22 protein-coding genes are annotated in these 22,276 nt (G+C 69.4%); 14 read left to right on the top strand and 8 right to left on the bottom strand.

Going from position 1 to position 22,276, the window contains the following annotated elements:
• Nucleotides 1-31 precede the first annotated feature (31 nt).
• The 6 genes from GWK61_RS05830 to GWK61_RS05805 all read left to right on the top strand — a co-directional run bounded on the left by GWK61_RS05830 (nucleotide 32) and on the right by GWK61_RS05805 (nucleotide 5,259).
• On the top strand, nucleotides 32-1,177 hold the full coding sequence (locus GWK61_RS05830) for a sugar kinase (RefSeq protein WP_194905768.1): 1,146 nt from the start codon (nucleotides 32-34) through the stop codon (nucleotides 1,175-1,177).
• Nucleotides 1,178-1,256: 79 nt separating this feature from the next.
• Nucleotides 1,257-1,997, top strand: a complete 741-nt coding sequence (locus tag GWK61_RS05825; protein ID WP_194905766.1) for an IclR family transcriptional regulator — start codon at nucleotides 1,257-1,259, stop codon at nucleotides 1,995-1,997.
• A gap of 58 nt (nucleotides 1,998-2,055) precedes the next feature.
• Nucleotides 2,056-2,466 (top strand): RidA family protein, encoded by a 411-nt coding sequence (locus GWK61_RS05820; protein ID WP_194905764.1) that lies wholly within the window; start codon nucleotides 2,056-2,058, stop codon nucleotides 2,464-2,466.
• Between the two features lie 315 nt (nucleotides 2,467-2,781).
• On the top strand, nucleotides 2,782-3,831 hold the full coding sequence (locus GWK61_RS05815) for an alpha/beta hydrolase (RefSeq protein ID WP_228561812.1): 1,050 nt from the start codon (nucleotides 2,782-2,784) through the stop codon (nucleotides 3,829-3,831).
• 27 nt (nucleotides 3,832-3,858) lie between these two features.
• On the top strand, nucleotides 3,859-4,521 hold the full coding sequence (locus GWK61_RS05810) for an SDR family oxidoreductase (protein ID WP_194905761.1): 663 nt from the start codon (nucleotides 3,859-3,861) through the stop codon (nucleotides 4,519-4,521).
• A gap of 54 nt (nucleotides 4,522-4,575) precedes the next feature.
• Nucleotides 4,576-5,259: a hypothetical protein gene (locus tag GWK61_RS05805; RefSeq protein ID WP_194905759.1), complete on the top strand. Its 684-nt coding sequence runs from the start codon at nucleotides 4,576-4,578 to the stop codon at nucleotides 5,257-5,259.
• Nucleotides 5,260-5,406: 147 nt separating this feature from the next.
• Here the strand turns inward: GWK61_RS05805 and GWK61_RS05800 are convergent, their stop codons facing one another.
• The 7 genes from GWK61_RS05800 to GWK61_RS05770 form a co-directional block, all read right to left on the bottom strand.
• Nucleotides 5,407-5,613, bottom strand: coding sequence for a hypothetical protein (locus tag GWK61_RS05800; RefSeq protein ID WP_194905757.1), 207 nt, complete (start codon nucleotides 5,611-5,613; stop codon nucleotides 5,407-5,409).
• 230 nt (nucleotides 5,614-5,843) lie between these two features.
• Nucleotides 5,844-7,061, bottom strand: a complete 1,218-nt coding sequence (locus tag GWK61_RS05795) for a low temperature requirement protein A (protein WP_194905755.1) — start codon at nucleotides 7,059-7,061, stop codon at nucleotides 5,844-5,846.
• 127 nt (nucleotides 7,062-7,188) lie between these two features.
• Nucleotides 7,189-8,109, bottom strand: a complete 921-nt coding sequence (locus GWK61_RS05790; RefSeq protein ID WP_228561811.1) for an aggregation-promoting factor C-terminal-like domain-containing protein — start codon at nucleotides 8,107-8,109, stop codon at nucleotides 7,189-7,191.
• Nucleotides 8,110-8,488: 379 nt separating this feature from the next.
• Nucleotides 8,489-9,334, bottom strand: a complete 846-nt coding sequence (locus GWK61_RS58385; protein ID WP_194905753.1) for a lytic transglycosylase domain-containing protein — start codon at nucleotides 9,332-9,334, stop codon at nucleotides 8,489-8,491.
• A 335-nt stretch (nucleotides 9,335-9,669) separates the two neighbouring features.
• On the bottom strand, nucleotides 9,670-11,004 hold the full coding sequence (gene phoH2, locus GWK61_RS05780; protein ID WP_194905745.1) for an RNA 5'-3' helicase PhoH2: 1,335 nt from the start codon (nucleotides 11,002-11,004) through the stop codon (nucleotides 9,670-9,672).
• Nucleotides 11,005-11,359: 355 nt separating this feature from the next.
• A complete protein-coding gene (locus GWK61_RS05775) occupies nucleotides 11,360-12,139 on the bottom strand; it encodes an isoprenyl transferase (RefSeq protein ID WP_194905743.1) in 780 nt (259 codons plus the stop codon).
• A 212-nt stretch (nucleotides 12,140-12,351) separates the two neighbouring features.
• Nucleotides 12,352-14,214 (bottom strand): phosphoenolpyruvate carboxykinase (GTP), encoded by a 1,863-nt coding sequence (locus GWK61_RS05770; RefSeq protein ID WP_228561809.1) that lies wholly within the window; start codon nucleotides 14,212-14,214, stop codon nucleotides 12,352-12,354.
• A 250-nt stretch (nucleotides 14,215-14,464) separates the two neighbouring features.
• Here GWK61_RS05770 and trhA point away from each other — a divergent pair, with 250 nt between their 5' ends.
• From trhA to GWK61_RS05740, 6 genes are all read left to right on the top strand, one after another.
• On the top strand, nucleotides 14,465-15,133 hold the full coding sequence (gene trhA, locus GWK61_RS05765; protein ID WP_194905741.1) for a PAQR family membrane homeostasis protein TrhA: 669 nt from the start codon (nucleotides 14,465-14,467) through the stop codon (nucleotides 15,131-15,133).
• Between the two features lie 216 nt (nucleotides 15,134-15,349).
• Nucleotides 15,350-16,111: a helix-turn-helix domain-containing protein gene (locus GWK61_RS05760; RefSeq protein WP_194905880.1), complete on the top strand. Its 762-nt coding sequence runs from the start codon at nucleotides 15,350-15,352 to the stop codon at nucleotides 16,109-16,111.
• Nucleotides 16,112-16,255: 144 nt separating this feature from the next.
• Nucleotides 16,256-17,290: a hypothetical protein gene (locus GWK61_RS05755; RefSeq protein ID WP_194905729.1), complete on the top strand. Its 1,035-nt coding sequence runs from the start codon at nucleotides 16,256-16,258 to the stop codon at nucleotides 17,288-17,290.
• An 88-nt stretch (nucleotides 17,291-17,378) separates the two neighbouring features.
• A complete protein-coding gene (locus tag GWK61_RS05750) occupies nucleotides 17,379-17,594 on the top strand; it encodes a hypothetical protein (RefSeq protein WP_194905727.1) in 216 nt (71 codons plus the stop codon).
• Nucleotides 17,595-18,070: 476 nt separating this feature from the next.
• Nucleotides 18,071-18,703 carry a DUF47 domain-containing protein gene (locus GWK61_RS05745; protein ID WP_194905725.1) on the top strand — a complete coding sequence of 211 codons (633 nt, stop codon included), beginning with the start codon at nucleotides 18,071-18,073 and terminating at the stop codon, nucleotides 18,701-18,703.
• A gap of 3 nt (nucleotides 18,704-18,706) precedes the next feature.
• Nucleotides 18,707-19,717: an inorganic phosphate transporter gene (locus tag GWK61_RS05740; protein WP_194905723.1), complete on the top strand. Its 1,011-nt coding sequence runs from the start codon at nucleotides 18,707-18,709 to the stop codon at nucleotides 19,715-19,717.
• A 94-nt stretch (nucleotides 19,718-19,811) separates the two neighbouring features.
• Here the strand turns inward: GWK61_RS05740 and GWK61_RS05735 are convergent, their stop codons facing one another.
• A complete protein-coding gene (locus tag GWK61_RS05735) occupies nucleotides 19,812-20,105 on the bottom strand; it encodes a 4a-hydroxytetrahydrobiopterin dehydratase (protein WP_194905720.1) in 294 nt (97 codons plus the stop codon).
• Between the two features lie 91 nt (nucleotides 20,106-20,196).
• Here GWK61_RS05735 and GWK61_RS05730 point away from each other — a divergent pair, with 91 nt between their 5' ends.
• Both GWK61_RS05730 and GWK61_RS05725 read left to right on the top strand, forming a co-directional pair.
• Nucleotides 20,197-20,607 (top strand): (deoxy)nucleoside triphosphate pyrophosphohydrolase, encoded by a 411-nt coding sequence (locus GWK61_RS05730; RefSeq protein WP_194905718.1) that lies wholly within the window; start codon nucleotides 20,197-20,199, stop codon nucleotides 20,605-20,607.
• 217 nt (nucleotides 20,608-20,824) lie between these two features.
• The coding region (locus tag GWK61_RS05725; RefSeq protein ID WP_194905717.1) for a PAS domain-containing protein at nucleotides 20,825-22,276 on the top strand (1,452 nt) is incomplete at its 3' end.

Raw genomic sequence — 22,276 nt, 5'->3', positions numbered from 1 at the left:
GACGGGACCGACGGATGGCTGGGGAGGCCGCATGGTGACGCCGTGGGCGGTGTGTGTCGGCGAGTCGATGGCGGTGCTGCTGCCGGACGTGCCCGGGCCGCTGGACGGGGTCCAGTCGTTCGCGGTGTCGGCCGGCGGGGCGGAGTCGAACGTGGCGTGCGCGCTGCGTGCGCTGGGCGTGCCGAGCGCCTGGGTGAGCCGCGTCGGGGACGACGGGTTCGGACGCCGTCTGGTGGGCGAAGTGGCGCGGCGCGGGGTGGACACGTCGGGAGTGGTGGTCGATCCCCTGCGTCCGACGGGGCTGTACCTGAAGGAGACCGGCGGTTCCGACCGCGGCGGGGACCTCGGCGCGGGTCGCAGCAGGCTGCATTACTACCGCGCGGGTTCCGCCGCCTCGGCGATGTCGCCGGCGATGTTGAGCGAGCCTGCGGTCGCGGGTTTGGTCGACGGCGCAAGGCTGGTGCACCTCACCGGCATCACGCCGGCGTTGTCGGAGACGTGCCTGGCGATGGTGCGCGCGTTGTTGGACGCGCCGCGTGGCCAGCGGCTGATCAGCTTCGATCTCAACTGGCGGCCGGTGCTGTGGCGGGACCGCGACGCGGAGGTGCTGCGGGAGTTCGTGAACGCGGCTGACATAGCCTTGCTTGGCGCCGACGAGGCCGAGATCGCTTTCGGGACTGGCGTTCCGGCGGAACTCAGGGCTCTGTTCCCGGGGCCGTCGACGATCGTGGTGAAGGATGCCGAGCGGGTGGTCACCGCGCTTACAGTCGACGGCGCGGTGTCCGAGCCGGCGCTGACGGTGGACGTGGTCGAGCCGACCGGTGCCGGGGATGCTTTCGCCGCCGGTTACCTGGCCGGCACGCTGCACGGCTTCGATCAGCGGCGGCGCTTGCGGCTCGGGCATCTGGCCGCTGCTTCGGCGTTGGTGGCGCACGGGGATGTGGGGGAGTTGGGCGACCTGAGCCGGCTCGCTGGTGCTGACCGTGCTGACCGTGCTGATCGTGGCGATCGTGCTGACAGGGGCGACCTTTCTGAGCACGACGGTCAGTGGTCGGCGGCGACGATCGCCGCGCTGCTGGACGCTTCGGCCGAGGAGTGGCGTGCGACGCGGGTTTCGGCCGGCGGCATCGTCGTCGACGGCATCGCGGTCGGCGGACCGGAGACCGTGCGTCCGTGATCCGCCATCAGCCGTTCACCGCAGTCCCGGTCGCGCCGGGTCGCGCAGTCGGCGTCGTCCGCGAGAAAGTGAGGGTGCCATGAGCCAGACCGTCACCCGCGCCCTGCGCCTGCTCGCCGAGCTCGGCGACGGCGAGCGCTCGCTCGACCAGCTGGCCGAGGTGGTCGGCGTGCACAAGACCACCGTGCTGCGGCTGCTCCAGTCGCTGGAGGAGGACCGGTTCGTCTACCGCGACGCCGACTACCGCTACCACCTCGGGGCCGGCCTGTTCGCGCTGGCCAACCTGGCCATGGAGCAGCGCGGCGTCCGCCGGATCGCGGCTCCGCATCTGGCCGCGCTGAACGCCGCGACCGGGCAGACCGTGCACCTGGCCGCGTACGAGGGCGGCGAGGTCGTCTACATCGACAAGTACGACTCGCGGCACAAGGTGCGCATGTACTCGCGCGTCGGGCTGCGGGCCGGGCTGCACAACACGGCGGTGGCGAAGGTGCTGCTCGCGGATCTGCCGGTGGCGGAGCGGCGGCGGGTGGTGGCCGGGATCGAGTTCGTACCGCACACGCCGAACACCATCACCTCCGCGCCGCAGCTGCTCGCCGAGCTCGACACGGTGGCCGCGCAGGGCTGGGCGCAGGATCACGCCGAGCACGAGACGTTCATCAACTGCGTCGGGGCGCCGGTGCGGGACGCGTCCGGGCGGGCCGTGGCCGCGGTGTCGATCTCGGTGCCGGACGTCGTGCTTCCGTACGAGCAGGTGCTGGAACTGTTGCCGCAGCTGCTGGATACCACGCGCGCCATATCGGCTGACGCCGGTGCGCCGTGAGTTCCGATCCGATTTGTTCGTGCCTCCTTGAAATCACCCAAAGAAAGTGAGCCCTCTGATGACCTCCTCCAAGACCGAGATCCGTACCGACGGTGCCCCGGCCCCGATGCCGGTGTTCTCCCAGGGCGTGCGAAAGGGCCCCATCCTGCAGGTGTCCGGGCAGGGCGGGGAGGACCCGGCGACCGGTGAGTACGTGGCGCCCGGGGACGTGAAGGCGCAGACCACGCGGACGCTGGAGAACGTGAAGGCGATCGTCGAGGCCGGCGGCGGCACGGTCGACGACATCGTGATGTTCCGCGTCTACCTCACGACGCGCGACCACTTCGCGCTGATGAACGAGGCGTACGCGGAGTTCATCGAGGCGAACCTCGGTGCGGACGGTGTGAAGCCGAGCCGGACGACCATCTTCGTCGAGCTGCCGAAGGCGTCGATGCTGGTGGAGATCGACGCGCTGGCCGTCGTCGGCTGACGTGCGGGTCGGCGTCGCTCACGACAGGGGCTTCATCCTGCGGGATGAGGCCCCCTGGATCTGCGGGATGAGCTGCGGCGAAGTACCATCCGTGGACTGATCCACGATGAGGGGCGCGGCTCATAACGTCGAGCCATGGAAATCAACCGGCGCCGTCTGGCGGCCTCCGCGATCGTTGCCCTGTCTGTCTCCGCTATCACTTTCGTCGGGTCCGGTGCCGCTTCGGCTTCGGCTTCGGCTCCGCGATCGTCCTCGGTTTCCGCGTCTGTCTCCGTCGCATCTGACGCGTCTGCCGCATCCATCGCGCAATTCGCGTTGCCCGCGCCGACCGGTCGCTACGCGGTCGGTGAGGACGTTCTGCACCTGACCGACACCAGCCGCCTCGACCCGTGGAACCCCTCGGCCGGCTATCGCCAGCTGACTGTCTCAATGTTCTACCCTGCTCGCCAGGGCACCGGCCGGCCCGCGCCTTATATGAGCGCCGGCGAGGCGCAGAACTTCGTGGCTCTGCGGGTGCCGCCGGGCTTCGGCATCACTGCCGATGCTGTTGAGGCGTTGCAGACCCACGCTTTCGCCGGCGCCTCGGCTGCGCACGGCAAGTTCCCGCTGATCGTGCTGTCGCCCGGGTTGGAGAATCCGCGTGCGACTCTGACCTCGGTGGCGACTGACCTGGCCAGCCGCGGCTACGTCGTGGCGCTGGTCGGGCATCCGTACGAGGACAGCGGCGAGCAGTTGGCGGACGGCAGCATCGCGCCGTGCTTGTGGTGCAACCAGAACGGGGCCGATCCGGCCAGCGACGAGCAGTTGGTCGCCAGCCGTGGCGTGGACGTGAAGTTCGTCGTCGACCAGCTGACCCGGGATCACGTCTGGGATCTCAGCCACCTGATAGACAAGCACAGCATCGGCATGGCCGGGCACTCGGCCGGTGGGGCCGCTGCCGCTGCGGCGATGGAGGCCGATCCGCGGATCAAGGCCGGCGTGAACCTGGACGGCACCTTCCTGCCCGCGGTGCCGGCCGGCGCGCTCGGCGACCGGGCGTTCATGGTGTTCGGCAAGCAGAGCGACCATGTCGAGGGGGACGCGCCGTACCTCGACCCCACCTGGGGCGCCACCTGGGCCGATCTGACCGGGTACAAGCGGTGGTTCGCGGTGTCGGGGGAGGCGCACGCGTCGTTCACCGACATCGCGGCGCTGGCCGAGGAGGCGGGGATGCCGGTTCCGGGGCAGACCCTGGATGGCTTCCGCAGCATTCAGATCACTCGTGACTACGTCGCAGGGTTCTTCGACGAGATCCTGAAGGGGAAGCCGTCGTCGTTGACGGACGGCGACTCGGCGGCGTATCCGGAGGTGGCCGAACAGCCGTAGTCGGGCCGTTGATCGGAGAATGGCCGCATGACAGTTCGTGATTCTGTGGTTGATGGCAGGTACTTGGTGCTCGGCGGTTCGGGCCGGACCGGTTCGCTCGTGACGTCGCTGCTGCTGGAGCGCGGTGCGCGGGTGACGGTCGCGGGGCGGCGTCCGCGCGACGTCGCCGGCGCCGACACCGCTGTGGTGGACCTGGCGACCGGCTTCGACGCGGGGCTGCTCGACGGGTACGACGGAGTGGTGATCTCGGTGGAGCCGCCGACGGACGAGCGGGGCGCGGAGGCGGTGATGCACCGCGGTGTGGCGGCGGTCGGCGAGGCCGCCGCCCGGAGTGGGGCGCGGGTGGTGCTGGTGTCGCAGATCTACATCACGCGGGCTGCCGAGCATCCGGATATGTCAGGGATCATCATCGCTCGGGGGCGCGGTGAGGAGGCGCTGCGGGCCAGCGGGGCGGCGTACACGATCGTGCGGCCGGCGTGGCTGACGTCGGGGCCTGCCGGCGGGGTGCGGTTGGAGCAGGGGGACGCGGGGGACGGGCGGATCAGCCGGGCTTCGGTGGCAGCGGCGGCCGTCTCGGCGCTTGCGTCAGCGGATGCGGTGGGGAAGACGTTCGAGATCTATGATGCGGGCGATGTATCGCCGGATTGGTCGGCGGAGTTCGCGGCGTTGGATCGCGATTCAGGGGTTTGATGGATTCAGGTGCGCGTAGCGGTGCACTGTTAGACGACTCGACGGAGGACTTTCATGGCCGACCCGACTGTCCCGAATCCGGTGGATCCGCCGGAGCCGTCTGGGCCGTCTGGGCCGTCCTCCAAGCCTGGGCTCTCGTCTCGCTCCCTGGCCGTCGGCGGCGTCATCGGTGTGGTGGTCGGCGCCTTGGGGGTAGGCATCCCGTGGGCGATGTCCGGTTCCGGAAAGGCCTTCGGCGCGGAGAGCGGCTCTCTGAAGGCACCGGCATCCATCGGCGTGTATGTCCCCACGGTGCAGAACCCCAAGACCGACCCGGCGACCGCCAAGCGCATCCAGGCCTCGGACCCGATCAGCGCCGAGAACCTCTCGGCCGCGTACGGCGGCGCGGCGACCGTGGTGCAGCAGTACTCTGACGCGGGTCTCGAGAACTTCGTCGTGCTGGAGGCGGTCCGGGCGCAGAGCCCCACGCCGTTCCTGCCCTACGTGGACGCAGCGTCGATCGGCATGGCCAAGCCGAACCAGGAGGTCGACACGTTCGGCCACGTCAGCTGCCTCGTCGCGTACATCCCCGTCCCCGCCGGACAGCAGGAACAGCCGGGCGACAGCAGTGCCATCACTTGCGAGCGCACCTCCGCCCACCTGACCGTCCGCCTGCGCTTCGGCGGCGGCGGTGACCTGATGCACTCGCCGCAGCAGGCCGCGGCTTTGGTGGACACGGCTTGGAGCTTGATGGGCTAGGCGTGCGACTGGACAACGTGCGAAACGCCGCGTCCTGCGGCTCCGTGTGGGGAGGCGCAGGACGCGGGTGTTCTTCTTTTGTGGACCCGAGCCGGGCGGCAGCTGAACCTCTCCGCCCGGCCGAGCGGTTGCGATGAAGTGAATCAGTTAGTTGATGCTGGCCGCCGCGATGTTGGTCATCGTGCCGGTCATGGTGCCCGCGCCGCCGGACCGGCTGACGTTCGACCAGCCGGACGAGCCCGGGTTCGCGCCGTAGTTCCCGTCGGCGCTGTAGATGTTGCCGTCCGAGTTCACCGCCGAGCACGTCGCCGCCATCGCCGCCAAACTCAACAGGCGCCCCCGCAAGACACTCAACTGGGACACCCCAGACGAGGCCCTCGCCAAGCTACTGCCGAACCACACGACCACAACGTGTTGCAACGACTCCTAGAATCCGCCGTCAGCGGGTCCCAGCAGTGTCTGGAATCGCATGAGCAAGTTCTTGTGAAGGCCGGTGCCTCCCGCGGGACGGTCCAGGAAGCCGTTAAGATTGCTGCTGTCGTCACCGGTGTCTCCGTGATGCTGGAGGCGGAAGACTCGCTGGCTTAAGCAGCACCCTGGTTTTGCCGGCGTCTGACCGCCGCTTTCCACTTCGTGACGATCTCCGAAGCCAGGAAGGCGGCGGTCGCGACGCATACGGACAGCAACGTCCACATCGCGCCCCATGCGGCGCCCGCGCCGGTGCCGATGGCCAGGATCGCCGCGGCGGCCAGGAGCCAGCGGGTGCAGTTGGCCCATTCGCTCACCGTGCGGAGGAAGGCGATGGTGGACAGGAAGGCTGCCACTGGGACCGCCAGCATCAGGGCCATGGCGGTGCGGCCCAGTTTGCCGTCGTTGCGCGCGACCTGCTCCAGGAGGGCGGCCATCGCGCCGCCGATGGCGGTCAGGGTGCCGTAGATGAAGAAGTGGCCGTAGCCCCAGATGAACGCTGTGCGCATGCGGGTCAGGTTGTACTCGCCGAGGAAGCCGAAGTAGAGCCACCAGAGGCAGAAGGCCAGGATCCCGGCGCTGATCGCGCCGATCATCAGGGTCGCCAGGTGCTTGTGGTCCGTCAGCGCCGTGTTGAAGGCCTCTGAGGCGACCAGGACCATCTCGCCGAGGATGATGATCGTGAACAGCCCGTAGCGCTCCTCGACGTGCTCGGAGTGCGGGACCGCCGGCTCCTCGGCCCGCTGGGCCCACCAGGGGATCAGAAGCTCGACGGTCCCCCCGAGGACGAAGAACGGGATCGTCTGCGCGGGGGTCAGGTGGTGCAGGCCGAAGCCGAACGCCACCCAGCCGATCTGGACCAGGAGGATGCCGTAGGCCCAGCGGTTGCAGAACTGGCGCAGCGGGGGGTTGGCGTGGCCGGCGCGGAACCACTGGGCCGACATCACCAGGCGGATCACGACGTAGCAGCCCACGAGGATACGGAAGTCGTCGCTCTGGAAGACGTACGGGATGCCGGTCGCCAGCCCCAGCGAGGCCAGCAGCTGGACCAGCACCATCAGGCGGTACGGGACGTCGTCGGGGTCGAAGAAGTTCGCGAACCAGGTGAAGCCCATCCACGCCCACCAGACGCCGAACACCATCTCGGCGAGCGAGATGGCGCCGTGCTGCAGGTGCCCGGTGGTCACGGCGTGGTGCCACTGCTGCGCGATGGCGCTGATCGTGACCACGAAGACCAGGTCGAAGAACAGCTCCAGGGTGGTGGAAGTGCGACCCTCCTCGTTCGGGTCGCGGAGCCGGATCGGGCGGATGATGGCGACGGGGGTGGACGGCATAGGTGCATTAAAGAACACCGGAGCCCCGTCCAGTCGCAATTGTCCTGCGACATGGACGGGGCACCGGTGTTTTGGGCGTGCCGGATCAGTGCCGTGTCAGCGCCGGATCAAAAGAGTGCTGGTCGGCCTAGTACCAGCTGTGCGACTGCCAGAAGGACCACGCGCCGCACGGCGAGCCGTACCGCGAGTCCATGTACGACAGCACCCACTTGATCTGGGTGGTCGGGTTGTCCGCCCAGTCCGAGCCGGCCGAGGCCATCTTGCTGCCCGGCAGGGCCTGGCCCAGTCCGTACGCGCCGGACGAGGGGTTGCTCGCGTGCACGTTCCAGCCGGACTCGCGCTCGATGATGTTCGAGAAGCACGCGAACTGGCCCGAGGGCACCATCGACTGGGCGATGGCGTACGCGTCGCCGTACGAGCCGGTCGGCGCCGTCGGTTTCGGGGTCGTCGGCGTCGGCTTGGGAGTCGGCGTCTGCGTCGGCGTGGTGGTCGGCGCGGACGGTGTGCTCGACGTGCTCGTCGGCAGCTGCTGGCGCTGTTCGTCGCGGTTCGCGGCGGCCGCCGCGGCCGCACGCTGGTCGGCTGCAGCCTTGTCCGCGGCCGCCTTCTGGGCCGCGGCCTTCGCGGCGGCGTCGGCTGCGGCCTTGTCGGCTGCCGCCTTCTGCGCCGCGGCTGCGGCGGCCTGGTCGGCAGCGGCCTTCTCCGCCGCCGCCTTGTCGGCGGCCGCCTTGGCTGCCGCGTCGGCGGCGGCCTGGTCGGACGCAGCCTTCTGCTCCGCCGCGAACTGTGCCGCCGCGACCTGCCTGTTGTGGGTGGAGACGTCGTTCGAGTGGACCGCGTACGCGGTGCCCGCGCCGCCCAGGACCAGGGTGCCGGCGGCGGCTGCCGCGACTATTCGCGAGGTCTTGGTCGGGAGCTTGGCGGTCATGAACGAGACGGTCTTGCTCGCCGCTGTGGACGCGGCGCCCGCGATCCCGGACTTCGGGTCCTGCGAGGTGGGGTTGTGCTCGGGGTCGTGCTCGTGCTCAGGGCCGGTATGGCTGGACAAGAGTTGCCTTCCGCAGTGCCTCACCCCTTTTCGACAGCCGTCTCCGCACAGCACGGAGTCATCCGTGGCGTGTGGGAGAGACGGCCGGCTCCCTCATGGAGCGGCGCATGGGCGAACGGATAGGCGGTGCGGGGGTTCGGGGGTGTCCCCCGAATTAGCCCAGTGCCGCCACATCCACCCCCTGGTGGATCAACGTCCGTGAAGGACCTTGGTCCCGCGAGCCCGAGCGCGGGGTCTTCCAAAAATCGACCCTCTCCCGGAACTGAGATCGAACTCAAGTCGGGAGAGGGTCGGAAAAATCACAGTACATTGAGTTATGGTTCGGTCACTGCTTGGAACAGCGGCCGGTCAATGCCGGATTCTTGCTGGTTTCAGCGGCTTAGTAGCCGACCCAGCAGGAGCCGCCGCAACGCTGCGCGACGACGTTGTCCAGCGAACCGTAGGTCGCCGCGGCGTAGCGTGCGCCGGCGATGATGTTGTCGACCGGGTTGTAGATGTTGCCGTGGCCGGAAAGCATGTACGCGTTGAACGTGGGCTGGATCACCTGCAGCAGGCCGATGGACGGGGTGCCCTTGGCGGCGTTGGAGTCCCAGCCGTTGACCGCGCTCGGGTTGCCCGCGGACTCGTGCATCGCGGCCTGGTAGACGGCGTTGTAGGAGGTCGGGGTGCCGGTCGAGTCCAGGATGGAGACGGCCTGCTTGATCCAGCCGTCCAGGTTGTTGGCGTAGGTCGGGGTGGCGGCGGCAGCGGCGGCCTTGGCCTTCGCGGCGGCCGCGGCCTGCGCCTGGGCAGCGGCGGCGGCCTGAGCGGCAGCGGCCTTGTCAGCAGCAGCCTTCTCGGCGGCAGCCTTGGCGGCGGCGTCGGCCGCGGCCTTGTCAGCGGCAGCCTTGGCGGCGGCAGCGGCGGCAGCGGCGGCGGCCTTGTCGGTGGCCGCCTTCTGGGCGGCGGCCTGAGCGGCGGCAGTGTCGGCGGGGGCGGCGGCCGGCAGGGCGGCGCGCTGCGCGCTGCGGTTGGCGGCGTCGGCGGCGGCCGCACGCTGCGCGGCGATGTCCGCGGCGCTCTTGGCCTGGTCGGCCTTCGCAGTGGAGACGACAGCGGCGTCGGCTGTGGCGACCGTGCCGTGGTTGTTGGACGAGGCGTGGGCCACGACACCGGTCGCCACGAGCGCGCCGGTCACGGCGAGGGCGCCAGTGACGGCGAGAGCCTTCGTCCGGGAAATACGCATGCCGGACACAGAATTTCGCACGGAGAACAAAGGGAGCCTTCCGAAGTGGGTTCACCCCGCTGCGGCTCGACTCACCGTCTGTTCACAGACAGCGACAATGCAATGACTCATGGCGACTCATTGCGGTCGAGAGCGAAAGTCGAGCCGGGAAAACTCCCGGTTCTCGCTTCCGGCGCCGGCGGCCGTTCGGCCCTGGATCGTCGAATGCGATTGCCAGACGCGGGGTCTTACGCATTCGACGATGCAGGGCCTTTGGTCCCTTTTCAACTCAATCGAGCGTGTCCTGCGTCACGTTGCACGCTCCGTGATATCCCCAGCACGAGGGGGGTACGCACTCAAACCGCCAGTTCCTCCAGCAACTCTGTCACCAGAGCGGCGATGGGGGACCTTTCGCTTCTGCTGAGAGTCACGTGAGCAAAGAGGGGGTGTCCCTTCAGCTTTTCCACCACGGAGACGATGCCGTCGTAACGCCCCACACGCAGATTGTCACGCTGCGCCACATCGTGGGTGAGAACGACCCGGGAACCGGTGCCGATACGCGACAGAACGGTCAGTAGCACATTGCGTTCAAGCGATTGCGCCTCGTCCACGATCACAAAAGAATCGTGCAGCGACCGGCCGCGGATGTGGGTGAGCGGGAGCACTTCGAGCATTCCCCGGTCCACCACCTCGTCGATGACGGCCTGTGAGGTCAGCGCGGACAGCGTGTCGAACACCGCCTGGCCCCACGGCGACATCTTCTCGTTCTCGGTGCCCGGCAGGTATCCCAGCTCCTGGCCGCCCACGGCGTATAAGGGCCGGAACACCACGACCTTGCGATGCAGCCGCCGCTCCATCACCGACTCCAGGCCGGCGCACAGCGCCAGCGCGGACTTGCCGGTGCCGGCGCGCCCGCCGAGGGAGACGATGCCGACGTCCGGATCCAGCAGCAGATCCAGCGCCACGCGCTGTTCGGCCGAGCGGCCGTGCAGTCCGAAGACGTCGCGGTCGCCGCGCACCAGGCGCACCTTCTTGTCCGGCGTCACGCGTCCCAGGGCCTTGCCACGCTCGGAGAGCAACACCAGTCCGGTGTGGCAGGGCAGTCCCGCGGCTTCCGGGACGTCGACGAGCCCTGAGGAGAACAGCTCGTTCACGGACTCGGCGGTGACCTCGAGTTCGGCCATGCCGGTCCAGCCGGACGCCGCCTCCAGGGCGATCTCCGCGCGGTACTCCTCCGCGGGCAGCCCCACGGCGCTGGCCTTGACCCGCATCGGCAGGTCCTTGCTGACCAGCGTGACGTCCAGGCCCTCGGCCTTGAGGTTGCAGGCCACCGCCAGGATGCGCGAGTCGTTGTCGCCGAGCCGGAAGCCCGGCGGCAGTCCTTCGGGGTCGGTGTGGTTGAGCTCCACACGGAGGGTTCCGCCGGTCTCGCCGACGGGGATCGGGGCGTCGAGGCGCCCGTGGACGACCCGCATCTCGTCCAACATCCGCAACGCGTTGCGGGCGAAGTAGCCGAGCTCGGGGTGATGCCGTTTGGCCTCCAGCTCGGTCACGACCACGATCGGGACGACGACCTCGTGTTCGGCGAACCTGGTCAGCGCCGAGGGATCGGCGAGCAGGACGCTGGTGTCGAGGACGTAGGTGCGGCGCCGGGCCTTGCTGGAGGCGCGGCGGCGAGGGGTAGCTGCCACAGTTGTCTGTCTCCCCAGAAGCGACAAATGCCGGGGAGCAGACCCGTCACAGCCATCTGTGTGAGTCGACCTTGCTCCACCGGCACGTCTGGAAAGTTCCCGTCACCTGATGGGGCTAAACGCAGTGCTTCCTGTTGTCACGGTTCTGACCTGTAGTGATAACGCTACGTAACAGAATGCACGCACGTGAATCCGGCATTCGCGCAGGCCGGGTGCGGGTGCGAGTGCATCCGCTCTGTGCGGCAACATTGCCGCAACAATGCGGGAGAAGAGCCGGAGCAGAATGGTGGCAGGGCGGTGGCAGAGCGGGGAACCGCGCGGCGCCCGCGCGCCTCGCGCGGCTTGTGCGGCTGGCTTATGAGCCGTAGCGCCGATGCCGGTTCGCGTAGTCGCGCAGGGCCCGCAGGAAGTCGACCTTCCGGAAAGCGGGCCAGTACGCCTCGCAGAAGTAGAACTCGCTATGTGCGCTCTGCCACAGCATGAAACCGCTCAGCCGCTGTTCCCCGGACGTCCTTATGATCAGGTCCGGATCCTGCTGGCCCTGCGTGTACAGGTGGTCCGTGATGTGCTCCACGTCGAGCATCTGCACCAGGTCTTCGATGGACGTCCCGCGCGCCGCGGCGTCGGTGAGCAGCGAGCGGACCGCGTCGGCGATCTCCTGGCGGCCGCCGTAGCCGATGGCGACGTTCACCTGGATCCCGGGATTGTCCCGGGTCTGCTCCTCGATCTCCTTCAAATGCCGGGCGAAATCGGCCGGCAGCAGATCCAGCGCGCCGAGCGGATGCACCCGCCAGCGGCCGGTGTCGGCCAGCGAGCGCACCGAACCCTCGATGATCCGCAGCAGGTCGGTGAGCTCTTCGGGGGGCCGGTTGAAGTTGTCGGTGGAGAACAGCCACAGCGTGACCGTCTCGACGCCGGCCTCCTCGGCCCAGTCCAGGACCTCGTGGATCTTGTCCGCCCCGCGCTGGTGGCCGGTGGCGATCTGCTCGCCCATCTGCTTGGCCCAGCGCCGGTTGCCGTCCATGATGACGCCGATGTGCCGCGGCACCTTCTTCTTGCCGCGCTGGACGTCCGAGTGCAGCCGGGCCGCCAAGCGCCGTTCGTACACGCTGTAGGCGACGTCTCGCAGGCTCACAGCACGGCGCCTTTCTCGGGCTTTCTTGACCGGATCGCCGGTCTTGACCGGATCGGGGTCGGGGCGTCAGAAGTGGACCCGTCGAGGTTATCGGAGTCCCGGCGCGTCTCGTCACGGCCTTCAGCAAACCTTCGGGTGCGGGTTTCGTGAAGACCGGCAGGCCCGTTCCCAGGAGCGGGAACGGGCCTGCCAATACAGGTGTGAGCGGTGTCTCAGCTCTCCAGGCTCTCCAACCGGGACACGAGCGCCTCGTACTCGGCGGTCAGCTCGGCCGGCAGGTGGTCGCCGAAGCGGTTGAAGTGCGCCGGGATCTGGGCCGCCTCCGCCTTCCAGACGTCCTTGTCGACGCTCAGCAGCACGTCCAGGTCGGCCTCGGAAAGCTCCAGGCCGTTGAGGTCCAGCGCGTCCTTGGTCGGCAGCACGCCGATCGGGGTCTCGACGCCCGCGGCGGTACCGTCCAGCCGGTCCACGACCCACTTCAGCACGCGCGAGTTCTCGCCGAAGCCGGGCCACAGGAACTTGCCGCCCTCGCCCTTGCGGAACCAGTTGACGTAGTAGATCTTCGGCAGCTTGTCGGCCTCGGCCTTCTGCCCGATCCGCAGCCAGTGGCCGAAGTAGTCGCCCATGTTGTAGCCGCAGAACGGCAGCATCGCGAACGGGTCGTGGCGCAGCTCGCCGGCGGTGCCCTCGGCGGCGGCGGTCTTCTCGCTGGCCACGTTGGCGCCCAGGAAGACGCCGTGCTGCCAGGAGAACGACTCGGTGACCAGCGGGACCGCGGTGGCGCGGCGGCCGCCGAACAGGATCGCCGAGATCGGGACGCCCGCCGGGTCCTCCCAGTTGTCGGCGATGGTCGGGCACTGCGCGGCCGGCACGCAGAACCGGGCGTTCGGGTGCGCGGCCGGCTCGTCGCTGTCCGGGGTCCAGTCGCGGCCCTTCCAGTCGGTCAGGTGCGCCGGCTTGTCCTCGGTCATGCCCTCCCACCACACGTCGCCGTCGTCGGTCAGCGCGACGTTGGTGAACACCGAGTTCGCGTAGAGGGTGTCGATGGCGTTGGCGTTGGTCTCGCGGCCGGTGCCCGGGGCGACGCCGAAGAAGCCGGCCTCCGGGTTGATGGCGTACAGCCGGCCGTCCTCGCCGAAGCGCATCCACGCGATGTCGTCGCCGACGGTCTCGACCTTCCACCCCGGGATGGTCGGGGTGAGCATCGCCAGGTTGGTCTTGCCGCAGGCGCTCGGGAACGCGGCGGCGACGTACTTGGCCCGGCCGTTCGGCGGCGTCAGCTTCAGGATCAGCATGTGCTCGGCCAGCCAGCCCTCGTCGCGGGCCATGACGGAGGCGATGCGCAGCGCGTAGCACTTCTTGCCGAGCAGGGCGTTGCCGCCGTAGCCCGACCCGTACGACCAGATCTCGCGGGTCTCGGGGAAGTGGGTGATGTACTTCGTGGGGTTGCACGGCCACGGCACGTCGGCCTGGTCGGCGTCCAGCGGGGCGCCGACGGTGTGCGCGGCCCTGACGAACTCGCCGTCCGTGCCGAGCTCCTCCAGCACCTTCTGACCCATCCGGGTCATCACGCGCATGGACACCACGACGTACGGGGAGTCGGTCAGCTCCACGCCGATCGCCGACAGCGGCGAGCCGATCGGGCCCATCGAGAACGGCACGACGTACATCGTGCGGCCGCGCATCGCGCCGGCGAACAGGCCGCCCAGGATGCCCTTCATCTCGGCCGGGGCCATCCAGTTGTTGGTGGGGCCGGCGTCCGCTTCGTCCTCGGAGCAGATGAAGGTGCGGCCCTCGACGCGTGCGACGTCGCTCGGGTCGGACTTGGCGTGGAAGCTGTTCGGGCGCTTGGCCTCGTTCAGCCGGGTGAAGGTGCCCTGCTCGACCAGGAGGGTGGTCAGCCGGTCCCATTCGTCCTGCGAGCCGTCACACCACACGACGGCGTCGGGCCGGGTGAGTTCCGCGATCTCGGCGACCCAGGCCTTCAGGGCCGCGTGGCCCGTCGGCGCGTGGTCCAGCCCGGGTATGGCCGCAGGGCTGTTCGCGGGCACGGTTTTTGTGGACACGTCAGTCATGGCGCGCTCCTAAGACACCGGGGTCGTTTCCCATCCGCACTGGTCGGCGGCCCCGGTCGATGTATGAGGGTATTTCGGAGTGTACCCAGAGCCGTCCACATGGTGGATAGTCGGCAATGGCTGGTTCGTCACACTCGGTTCGCCGTCGTGTCCGGTTCCGGGCGGTTTGCGAGGCGTTCTCGCGGCGTACGACCGGCGTACGGCGCCCGGGCCTATCGAAGTTACAGTCCCGTAGGTTACCGTCGGTGACATGACGCCGCCGCTTGTGAACGCCGTATCGAACGCCGGCACTCCTGTGAAGCCGAAACTGCGCGGCTGGCTGCATCTGTGCGCGGCACCGCTGGCCCTGGCCGGCGGGATCGTGCTGATCGCGCTCGCCGAGAACGGCCGGGCGCGGGCGGCCTCCGCCGTCTTCGCCTTCTCCGCCGTCATGCTCTTCGGCACCTCGGCGCTGTACCACCGCCGCAACTGGGGCCCGCGCGGCGAGGCGATCCTGCGCCGCCTGGACCACGCGAACATCTTCCTGATCATCGCCGGGACCTACACGCCGTTCACCGTGCTGCTGCTGCACGGGAGCGCCGAGCGCGCACTGCTGTTCACGGTCTGGGGCGGCGCCCTGGCCGGCATCGCCTTCCGAGTCTTCTGGCTCGGGGCGCCGCGCTGGATCTACACGCCGTGCTACGTGGCGCTGGGCTGGGCCGCGGTGTTCTTCATGCCGCAGTTCCTGCACTCCGGCGGCGTGGCCATCACGGTCATGATGGTCGTCGGCGGGGTCCTGTACTCGATAGGCGCACTGGTCTACGGCACGAAGCGGCCGGACTTCTCGCCGCGCTGGTTCGGCTTCCACGAGGTGTTCCACACGCTGACGATCGCGGCGTTCTCGCTGCACTTCATCGGGGTGTCGATGGCGGCGATGTAGGAACCGTCGTGTCCTTATATAAGGGCTCTCTTTCACGCGGCGTTCGGGCTTCGGGCCCGGGCGCCGTTCTTTCCGGTCGAACAGTCGCGCCGGGCTCCGTATCGTGAGTTCATGAGCACCGCGACGATCTCCGCGCCCCGGACCGCCGTCCCGACCGACCCGACCGCGGCCCAGCTCAAGAAGCAGCCGCCGGCCGCTCCCGCCGACTTCGGCGCCATGCTGCGGGCCTGGCGCCGGACCCGCAACGTCAGCCAGCTCGACCTGTCCTCGGCCAGCGGGGTCTCGACGCGGCACCTGAGCTTCATGGAGACCGGTCGTGCCAAGCCCAGCCGGGACATGGTGCTGCGGCTGGCCGACGAGCTGGAGGTGCCGCTGCGGGAGCGGAACAAGCTGCTGGTCGCCGCCGGGTACGCCCCGGAGTTCAAGGCCCGGCCGCTGGCCAGTCCGGAGATGGCCGCGGTGCGCCGGGCGATCGACGTCGTGCTCACCGGGCATCTGCCGTATCCGGCGCTGATGCACGACCAGCGCTCCAACATCATCGAGACGAACAAGACGGTCGGCATCTTCACCGATCTGGTCGCCCCGCATCTGTTGGCGGACGGCGGCAACACCGTGCGGCTCACGCTGCACCCCGAGGGGTTGGCACCGCACTTGGTCAACCACGGCGAGGCGCGGGACCGGTTGCTGCGTGCGCTGAGCCGGCGCGCGGCGGCGTCGGGGGATCCGGAGCTGACCGCGCTGTTGAAGGAGTGCGTGGCGTATCCGCATCCGGAACCCGAGCCGGAGCCGGATCTGTACGCCGGGGTGGTGCTGCCGTTCCGCTTCCGTCGGGACGGGAAGGTGCTGACCTTCTTCAGCTGCACGGCCGTGTTCGGCTCGGCGGCCGACCTGACGCTCGCGGACATGCAGCTGGAGACGTTCTTCCCGGCCGACGAAGTGACCGGCGAGGCGCTGCGGGAGTACGCGGCCCGCGTTTAGCCAGACCTGCGTTCAGCCCAGGTCCGCGTCTAGCACACGATCGTCCGATCCGGTGGTATCGGCGCGTCATCACGTAACCACCTTCTGTGTGGCTCGTTGGGCAGCGGACAGACCCGCCGCCTTCCGAACCCACCAGGGGTAGCCGTGAACCGTCGCCGCATCGCCATCGGGGTCTCCTCGGTCAGCGGACTGGCCGTCGTCGCCGCCGGCGCGATGAGCATGTTCGGCTCCGGCGGTTCCGCGAACGCCGTCGATCTGCACGCGACCCCGGTCGCTGCGGTCACCGGCTCCGCCGGCGTCACCGCGCAGACCGGGACGGCACAGACCGACACCGTGGTCACCGTCGCCAATCCGGCGGTCCCGGCGCAGGGCAAGACCCCGGCCGTCGCGCCGCAGACGCTGAGCATGCACGGCGCGGGCCTGTTCGACTTCGGCAAGCAGGTCGGATCGGTCGGCCTGACCGTGCCGACCGGTGCGCTGGACGAGGTGCTGACGCCGGCCACCGTGTACGTCCGCCGCAGCGCCACCGCCGCGACCGCGACCGCCGCCGCGGCTCCCGCTTCGGCCTGGAGCCGGACCGCGACCGCCGAGGTCCCCGACGGCGACGTGATCTCCGGCGGCGTGACCGATCCCTCGCTGATCTTCGCGATGCTCGGCGGCGTGCAGCCGGGGGTGCAGGAGGTCGGCCAGGAAGTCGTGCGGGGTGTTCCGGTGGTGCACTACCAGGGCACGCTGGACCTGGCGCAGGCCGCGTCCAAGCTGAGCGGCCCGGCCTCGGCCAAGGACGCCGAAGCCGCCGACGCCGCCGCCGACAAGCAGGCGCTGACCAACGCGGCGCACGCTTTCACGACCACCAAGGTGCCCTTCGACGCGTACCTCGACGCGCAGGGGCGCCTGCGCCGCTTCGTCGCCACGTTCTCGTTCCTGGAGGGCGGCCCGACCAAGCCGGTCGCGCAGGTGACCTCGGCCACGGAGCTGTACGGCTTCGGCACGCCGGTCACCGTCTCCACCCCGGCGACCACGCCTGCGACCATGCCTGCGACCGTCCCGAAGACGACGCCGGCGACCACGTCCGCGGCCCCGTCCGCGACCAGTCCCTCCTCGGCGGAGAGCAGCCCCGAACACCACGCCACCACCCCGTCGGCCCATCCGACTAGCCCCACTCGCTCACACAAATAGTCCTGTTGGGCCATATCCGCAGGCCTCGGCACCCAATAGGCTCGACCGTCGGGGACCAAGGGGTCGCGATGACGGGCGGTGATCAGCCATGACGCTCTACCAGCAGGATTCTGGTTCGGCGTACGGCCGTTACGGCGCTCTGCCCTCGGTCTACGACGGCCCCGCGCTCGACGAGATCCGGCTGTACGGCGACCTGCTGCAGGTCGTCGCCGAGCATCCGAGCAGCGACAAGCGGCTGGACTGGGCGGTCATCGACCGGGCGCTCGGGCTGATGCCGACGGATCAGAAGCGGGACCGGAACTAGCCCGAGGCGGCAGGACTCTAAGCGGCAAGACGCGCGGCGGCAGGACCCGAGGCGGCAAGGCGCGAGGCGGCAGGACCGGCGCCGGAGCCGGCTGCTGTTACGAAATCCGGCGCTCGATGCCGGAACCGGATCGCGACGCGTGCCGTATGACCGGCGGCCGCGCGAGGCTGTCCAAGATCTCTTCGAGGGCCCGGTCGCTCCGCCGCCGGCATCCCGTGGCATCCCAGCATCCTGAGCAGCGACCGCGCGGCATCCACATGCCGAACCGCGCCCGCGCCGTCGGCGGGGATGGCGAAAATCACATCTGCGGGCCCGAAGATCGCCCCGGCCCAGGGACACGGCCTCGGTCACGGCCGCGACATCAGAGGCTCGGTTGTGCGCTCGGTAGGTTGAGCACCTAGCATCCTTACGGCGAACAAGCCACAACAATCAGCCCCTGCCCGGATTAACGGCAACCGAAAACCCGGAGACTTCCAGTGAAACTGCGTCTGACCCCCAGGGAGACCAGCTTCTACGACCTGTTCGCCGAGCAGGCTGACCACCTCGTCATCGGTGCCGGCATCCTCACCGAACTGCTCGGGGCGACCGGACCCGGGGCCGGCGCCGAGCGCAGCAAGATCGCCGAACGGATGCGCGCCGCCGAGCACGCCTGCGACGACACCACGCACAAGATCTACAACACCCTGAACTCCTCGTTCATCACCCCGTTCGACCGGGAGGACATCTACGCCCTGGCCTCCACTCTGGACGACGTCATGGACGAGATGGAAGAGGCCGTCGACCTGGTCAACCTCTACGGCATCCAGACGCTGCCGTCCGGGGTGGCCGAGCAGGTGGACACGCTGGTGCGGGCCGCGGAGCTGACCGCGGAGGCGATGCGCAAGCTGCGCGGGATGAAGGGCCTGTCCGAGTACTGGATCGAGGTCAACCGGTTGGAGAACGCCGGCGACCAGTCCTACCGCAAGCTGCTGGCCCACCTGTTCTCCGGGGAGTACGACGCGCTGACGGTGATGAAGCTCAAGGAGGTCGTCGACTCCTTAGAGGCGGCGGCTGACGCGTTCGAGCACGTCGCGAACACGGTCGAGTCCATCGTCGTCAAGGAGTCCTGACCGGTGCACTGGCTCGGCCTGGTCACGGTGGTGGCCGTCGCCCTGGGGTTCAGTTACACCAACGGGTTCCACGACTCGGCCAACGCGATCGCCACCTCGGTGTCCACCCGGGCGCTGACCCCGCGGGCCGCGCTGGCGATGGCCGCGGTGATGAACCTGCTGGGCTCGTACATCGGCCTGCGGCTCGGCGGCGGCGTGGCCTCGACGATCACCAAGGGCATCATCAAGACCCCGGGCGGCGACGCCGGGCTGTGGATCGTGTTCTCGCTGCTCGTCGGCGCGATCGTGTGGAACGTGGCGACCTGGTACTTCGGGTTGCCCTCGTCGTCCTCGCACGCGCTGATCGGCGGCATGATCGGGGCGGGCCTCGCGGCCGGCGTCACGGTCGAGTGGAGGGGCGTCTGGAACAAGGTCATCGTGCCGATGGTGACGTCCCCGGTCGTCGGGTTCGTCCTGGCCTTCTTCCTGATGGTGGGGATCCTGTGGGCGTTCCGGCACGCGCACCCGGGGCGGGTGACGCGCGGCTTCCGGATCTCGCAGACCGTCTCGGCCGCGGCGATGGCGCTGGGCCACGGCATCCAGGACGCGCAGAAGACCATCGGCGTGATCATGATGGCGCTGATCGCCGGCGGGCACGCGACCAGCAAGTCCGGCGTGCCGAACTGGGTGCTGCTGGCCAGCGCCTGCGCGATCTCGCTGGGCACGTACGCCGGCGGCTGGCGCATCATGCGCACCCTGGGCCGCAAGATCATCGAGCTGGACCCGCCGCGCGGTTTCGCCGCCGAGACGGTGGCCTCGGGCGTGCTGTACTTCACCGCGTTCGTGTGGAACGCGCCGGTGTCCACCACGCAGATCATCACCGGCTCGATCATGGGCGTCGGCGCGACGAAGCGGCGCAGCGCGGTCCGCTGGGGCGTGGCGCGGAACATCCTCGGCGCGTGGCTGTTCACGCTGCCGGCCGCCGGGCTGTGCGCGGCGGTGGTCTGGTGGGCCACGCACGCGATCTTCGGGTAGCCCGGCTTCGGGTGGTCCGGCGTCGGTTACTTCGGCGTCGGGTGGTCCGGCTTCGGATAGTCCGGCCAGGGCGGTCGGACCGGCTGGGCCGCTCTCAGGCGGACTCCGCAGCGAGCACGGCTTCGATCCGTCGAGCCAGTTCCAGGTCGAGGTCGGTGACGCCGCCGGCGGAGTGCGTCGAGACCCGGAACCGCAGGGTCGCCCACCGCAGGTCGATGTCCGGGTGGTGGTTCATGTCCTCGGCGATGGCCGCCACCTTGTTCACCACGGCGATGGCCGCGGCGAAGTCGCCGGCCGTGAACACGCGCGTGAGATGTTCCGCGCCGCCGGTCCACTCGGGATGGTCCGCCAACAGGGGTGAGATCTCCTCTTGCGAGAGAATACGCATGTCCCCATTGTCGTCCCGCTGCCAAGAGGGCGTCGGCAAGTGGTGACGGAGCGTGATCACCGGTGCCCGCCGGTGTCCTAGACTCGCTGGAATGACCACTGGGACACCTGTCATCGTCGTCGGCGCGGCCATCGTCCGGAGTGACGGCGAAGCCGTGCTGTGCGCCCGCCGGTCGGCGCCGGCTCATCTGGCCGGGAAGTGGGAATTCCCCGGCGGGAAGGTCGAGGCGGGGGAGCGCGACGTCGACGCGGTCGTGCGCGAGTGCCGCGAGGAACTGGGCGTCGAGGTGACGGTCGGGGCCCGGGTCGGGGAGGACGCGCGGATCGACGACCGGTTCACGTTGCGCGTGTTCCTGGCCCGCATGGAGCCCGGCCAGCCGGAGCCGCTGCCGTTGGAGGACCACGACCTTCTGGCGTGGGTTTCGCGCGGCGAGCTGCTGGACCTGGACTGGCTGGCTCCGGACGTGCCGATCGTCGCGCAATTGGGGTATATGACCTGGTGAAACCTAGAGAGGGCTGTGACTGCTCTCATAGTGTGAAAGTCAGATCAACTGCTTGAGGATGCGGCATTCCGGGAAGGATCACGGAAGACCCGGATCCGCAACACGGGGTTCCCGACCGAACAGAATCGAAGCCCTCCCGATGCCCGACACGCCGCAGGAGCAGCAGCCCCACCGGGAGCGGCAGGACAATCCCGGGTGGCGTGGCCGGGGGTGGGCCATGACCACCTCCGTGTTCGGGCAGGGCTCCGAGGGCGACGCGCAGCGGCAGCTGGGGCGGATGGCCGGGGTGATCGAGCGGGTGCGCTCGGCGACGTTCATGCTCGACGGCGAGGGGACCATCCGCGAGTTCCGGCTCAACGCCGAGGAGCTGCTGGGATGGCAGCGTACGGAGATGATCGGCAAGCCGTTCCACGCGATGTTCCGGCCCGCGGACCGGGCGGCGGCCGACCGGATGGTCGCGGCGGTGCGGTCCGGCGACGACGCGCGCGGTGCGCTGGACGCGGTCACGCCGACCGGCGCGAGCGTCCCGGTCGACGCGCATCTCATGGGGCTGCGGGACGACGACGGGCACGTGGTGGTGTTCGGGTACGCCAACTCTGCCGAGGATCTGATCCGGTTCACGCGGGACCGGGCCGTGCTGGACTCACTCTTCGAGCAGTTCCCGGTCGGGATCGTGGTCTACGACGAGCAGGGGCGGTACGTCCGGCTGAACCGGGCGTTGGAGGAGATCAACGGGCTGCCGGTCGCCGAGCACATCGGCAAGCGGGTGCGCGAGGTGCTGCCGGGGCTGGATCCGCGGCTGGAGGAGATCCCCGACGAGGTGCTGCGGACCGGGATCCCGGTGATCGACGAGCAGTACGGCGGGTTCACGCCGGCCTCCGACGAGGAGCGGGTCTGGTCCGTCAGCTACAACCGGCTGCACGGTCCGGACGGCGAGGTCATCGGGCTGTCCGGGATGATCCTGGACGTCACCGACCGGCATCGGGCCTCGGCCGCGGCGGCCGGCGCGCGGCGGCGGCTGGCGTTGGTGAACAAGGCCGGGTCGCGGATGGGGACGGCGCTGGACGTCGAGCGGACGGCCCGGGAGCTGGCCGACGTCGCGGTGCCGGACTTCGCGGACGCGATCGTGATCGAGATCAAGGAAGAGGTCTTCGACGAGCGGATCGGGCCGGTCGGGCCGGTGTGGCTGGCGCCGGTCCGGCGGCGTCGGGTGCTGGTGCACGAGGGGGTCGGGGCGGTGCCGGATCCGGTGCGGGCCGAGGGCTTCAGCGCGTGGTCGACCGACGCGGACATCAGCGACCGGATGCTCGGCGGGGCGGCGTGGCACTCGTCGGCGGGGATCAGCGCGGTGGCGAAGGAGCCGATCCGGGCGGTGGACGGGACGCTGCTGTGGCAGCCCACCGGCGGCGACTCGATCCTGGTGCCGTTGTGGGCACGCGAGGCGCTGCTCGGGGTGGTGCACTTCCACCGGCATCCGGACAGCCCGCCGTTCGAGCCGGAGGACATCGAGGTCGCCGAGGAGATCACGACGCGGGCCGCGGTGTCGATCGACAACGGGCGGCTGTACTACCGGGAGCGGACCACGGCGCTGATGCTCCAGCGCGCGCTGCTGCCGCAGCGGATACCGAGCCTGCCGGGGGTGCAGGTGGCGTACCGGTACCTGCCGGGT

The sequence above is a fragment of the Catenulispora rubra genome (genome assembly GCF_015356825.1).
GTDB lineage: Bacteria > Actinomycetota > Actinomycetes > Streptomycetales > Catenulisporaceae > Catenulispora > Catenulispora rubra.
The sequence above is the reverse complement of the archived record's forward strand: the minus strand, read 5'-3'. Positions and strand labels throughout refer to the sequence as shown.

Bases quoted from the DNA above. Each gene is read 5' to 3' on its own strand.
- GWK61_RS05830 (WP_194905768.1), top strand. From the start codon at position 32: ATGGTGACGCCGTGGGCGGTGTGTGTCGGCGAGTCGATGGCGGTGCTG.
- GWK61_RS05825 (WP_194905766.1), top strand. From the start codon at position 1,257: ATGAGCCAGACCGTCACCCGCGCCCTGCGCCTGCTCGCCGAGCTCGGC.
- GWK61_RS05820 (WP_194905764.1), top strand. From the start codon at position 2,056: ATGACCTCCTCCAAGACCGAGATCCGTACCGACGGTGCCCCGGCCCCG.
- GWK61_RS05810 (WP_194905761.1), top strand. From the start codon at position 3,859: ATGACAGTTCGTGATTCTGTGGTTGATGGCAGGTACTTGGTGCTCGGC.
- GWK61_RS05805 (WP_194905759.1), top strand. From the start codon at position 4,576: ATGGCCGACCCGACTGTCCCGAATCCGGTGGATCCGCCGGAGCCGTCT.
- GWK61_RS05795 (WP_194905755.1), bottom strand. From the start codon at position 7,061: ATGCCGTCCACCCCCGTCGCCATCATCCGCCCGATCCGGCTCCGCGAC.
- GWK61_RS58385 (WP_194905753.1), bottom strand. From the start codon at position 9,334: ATGCGTATTTCCCGGACGAAGGCTCTCGCCGTCACTGGCGCCCTCGCC.
- GWK61_RS05770 (WP_228561809.1), bottom strand. From the start codon at position 14,214: ATGACTGACGTGTCCACAAAAACCGTGCCCGCGAACAGCCCTGCGGCC.
- trhA (WP_194905741.1), top strand. From the start codon at position 14,465: ATGACGCCGCCGCTTGTGAACGCCGTATCGAACGCCGGCACTCCTGTG.
- GWK61_RS05760 (WP_194905880.1), top strand. From the start codon at position 15,350: ATGCTGCGGGCCTGGCGCCGGACCCGCAACGTCAGCCAGCTCGACCTG.
- GWK61_RS05750 (WP_194905727.1), top strand. From the start codon at position 17,379: ATGACGCTCTACCAGCAGGATTCTGGTTCGGCGTACGGCCGTTACGGC.
- GWK61_RS05735 (WP_194905720.1), bottom strand. From the start codon at position 20,105: ATGCGTATTCTCTCGCAAGAGGAGATCTCACCCCTGTTGGCGGACCAT.
- GWK61_RS05730 (WP_194905718.1), top strand. From the start codon at position 20,197: ATGACCACTGGGACACCTGTCATCGTCGTCGGCGCGGCCATCGTCCGG.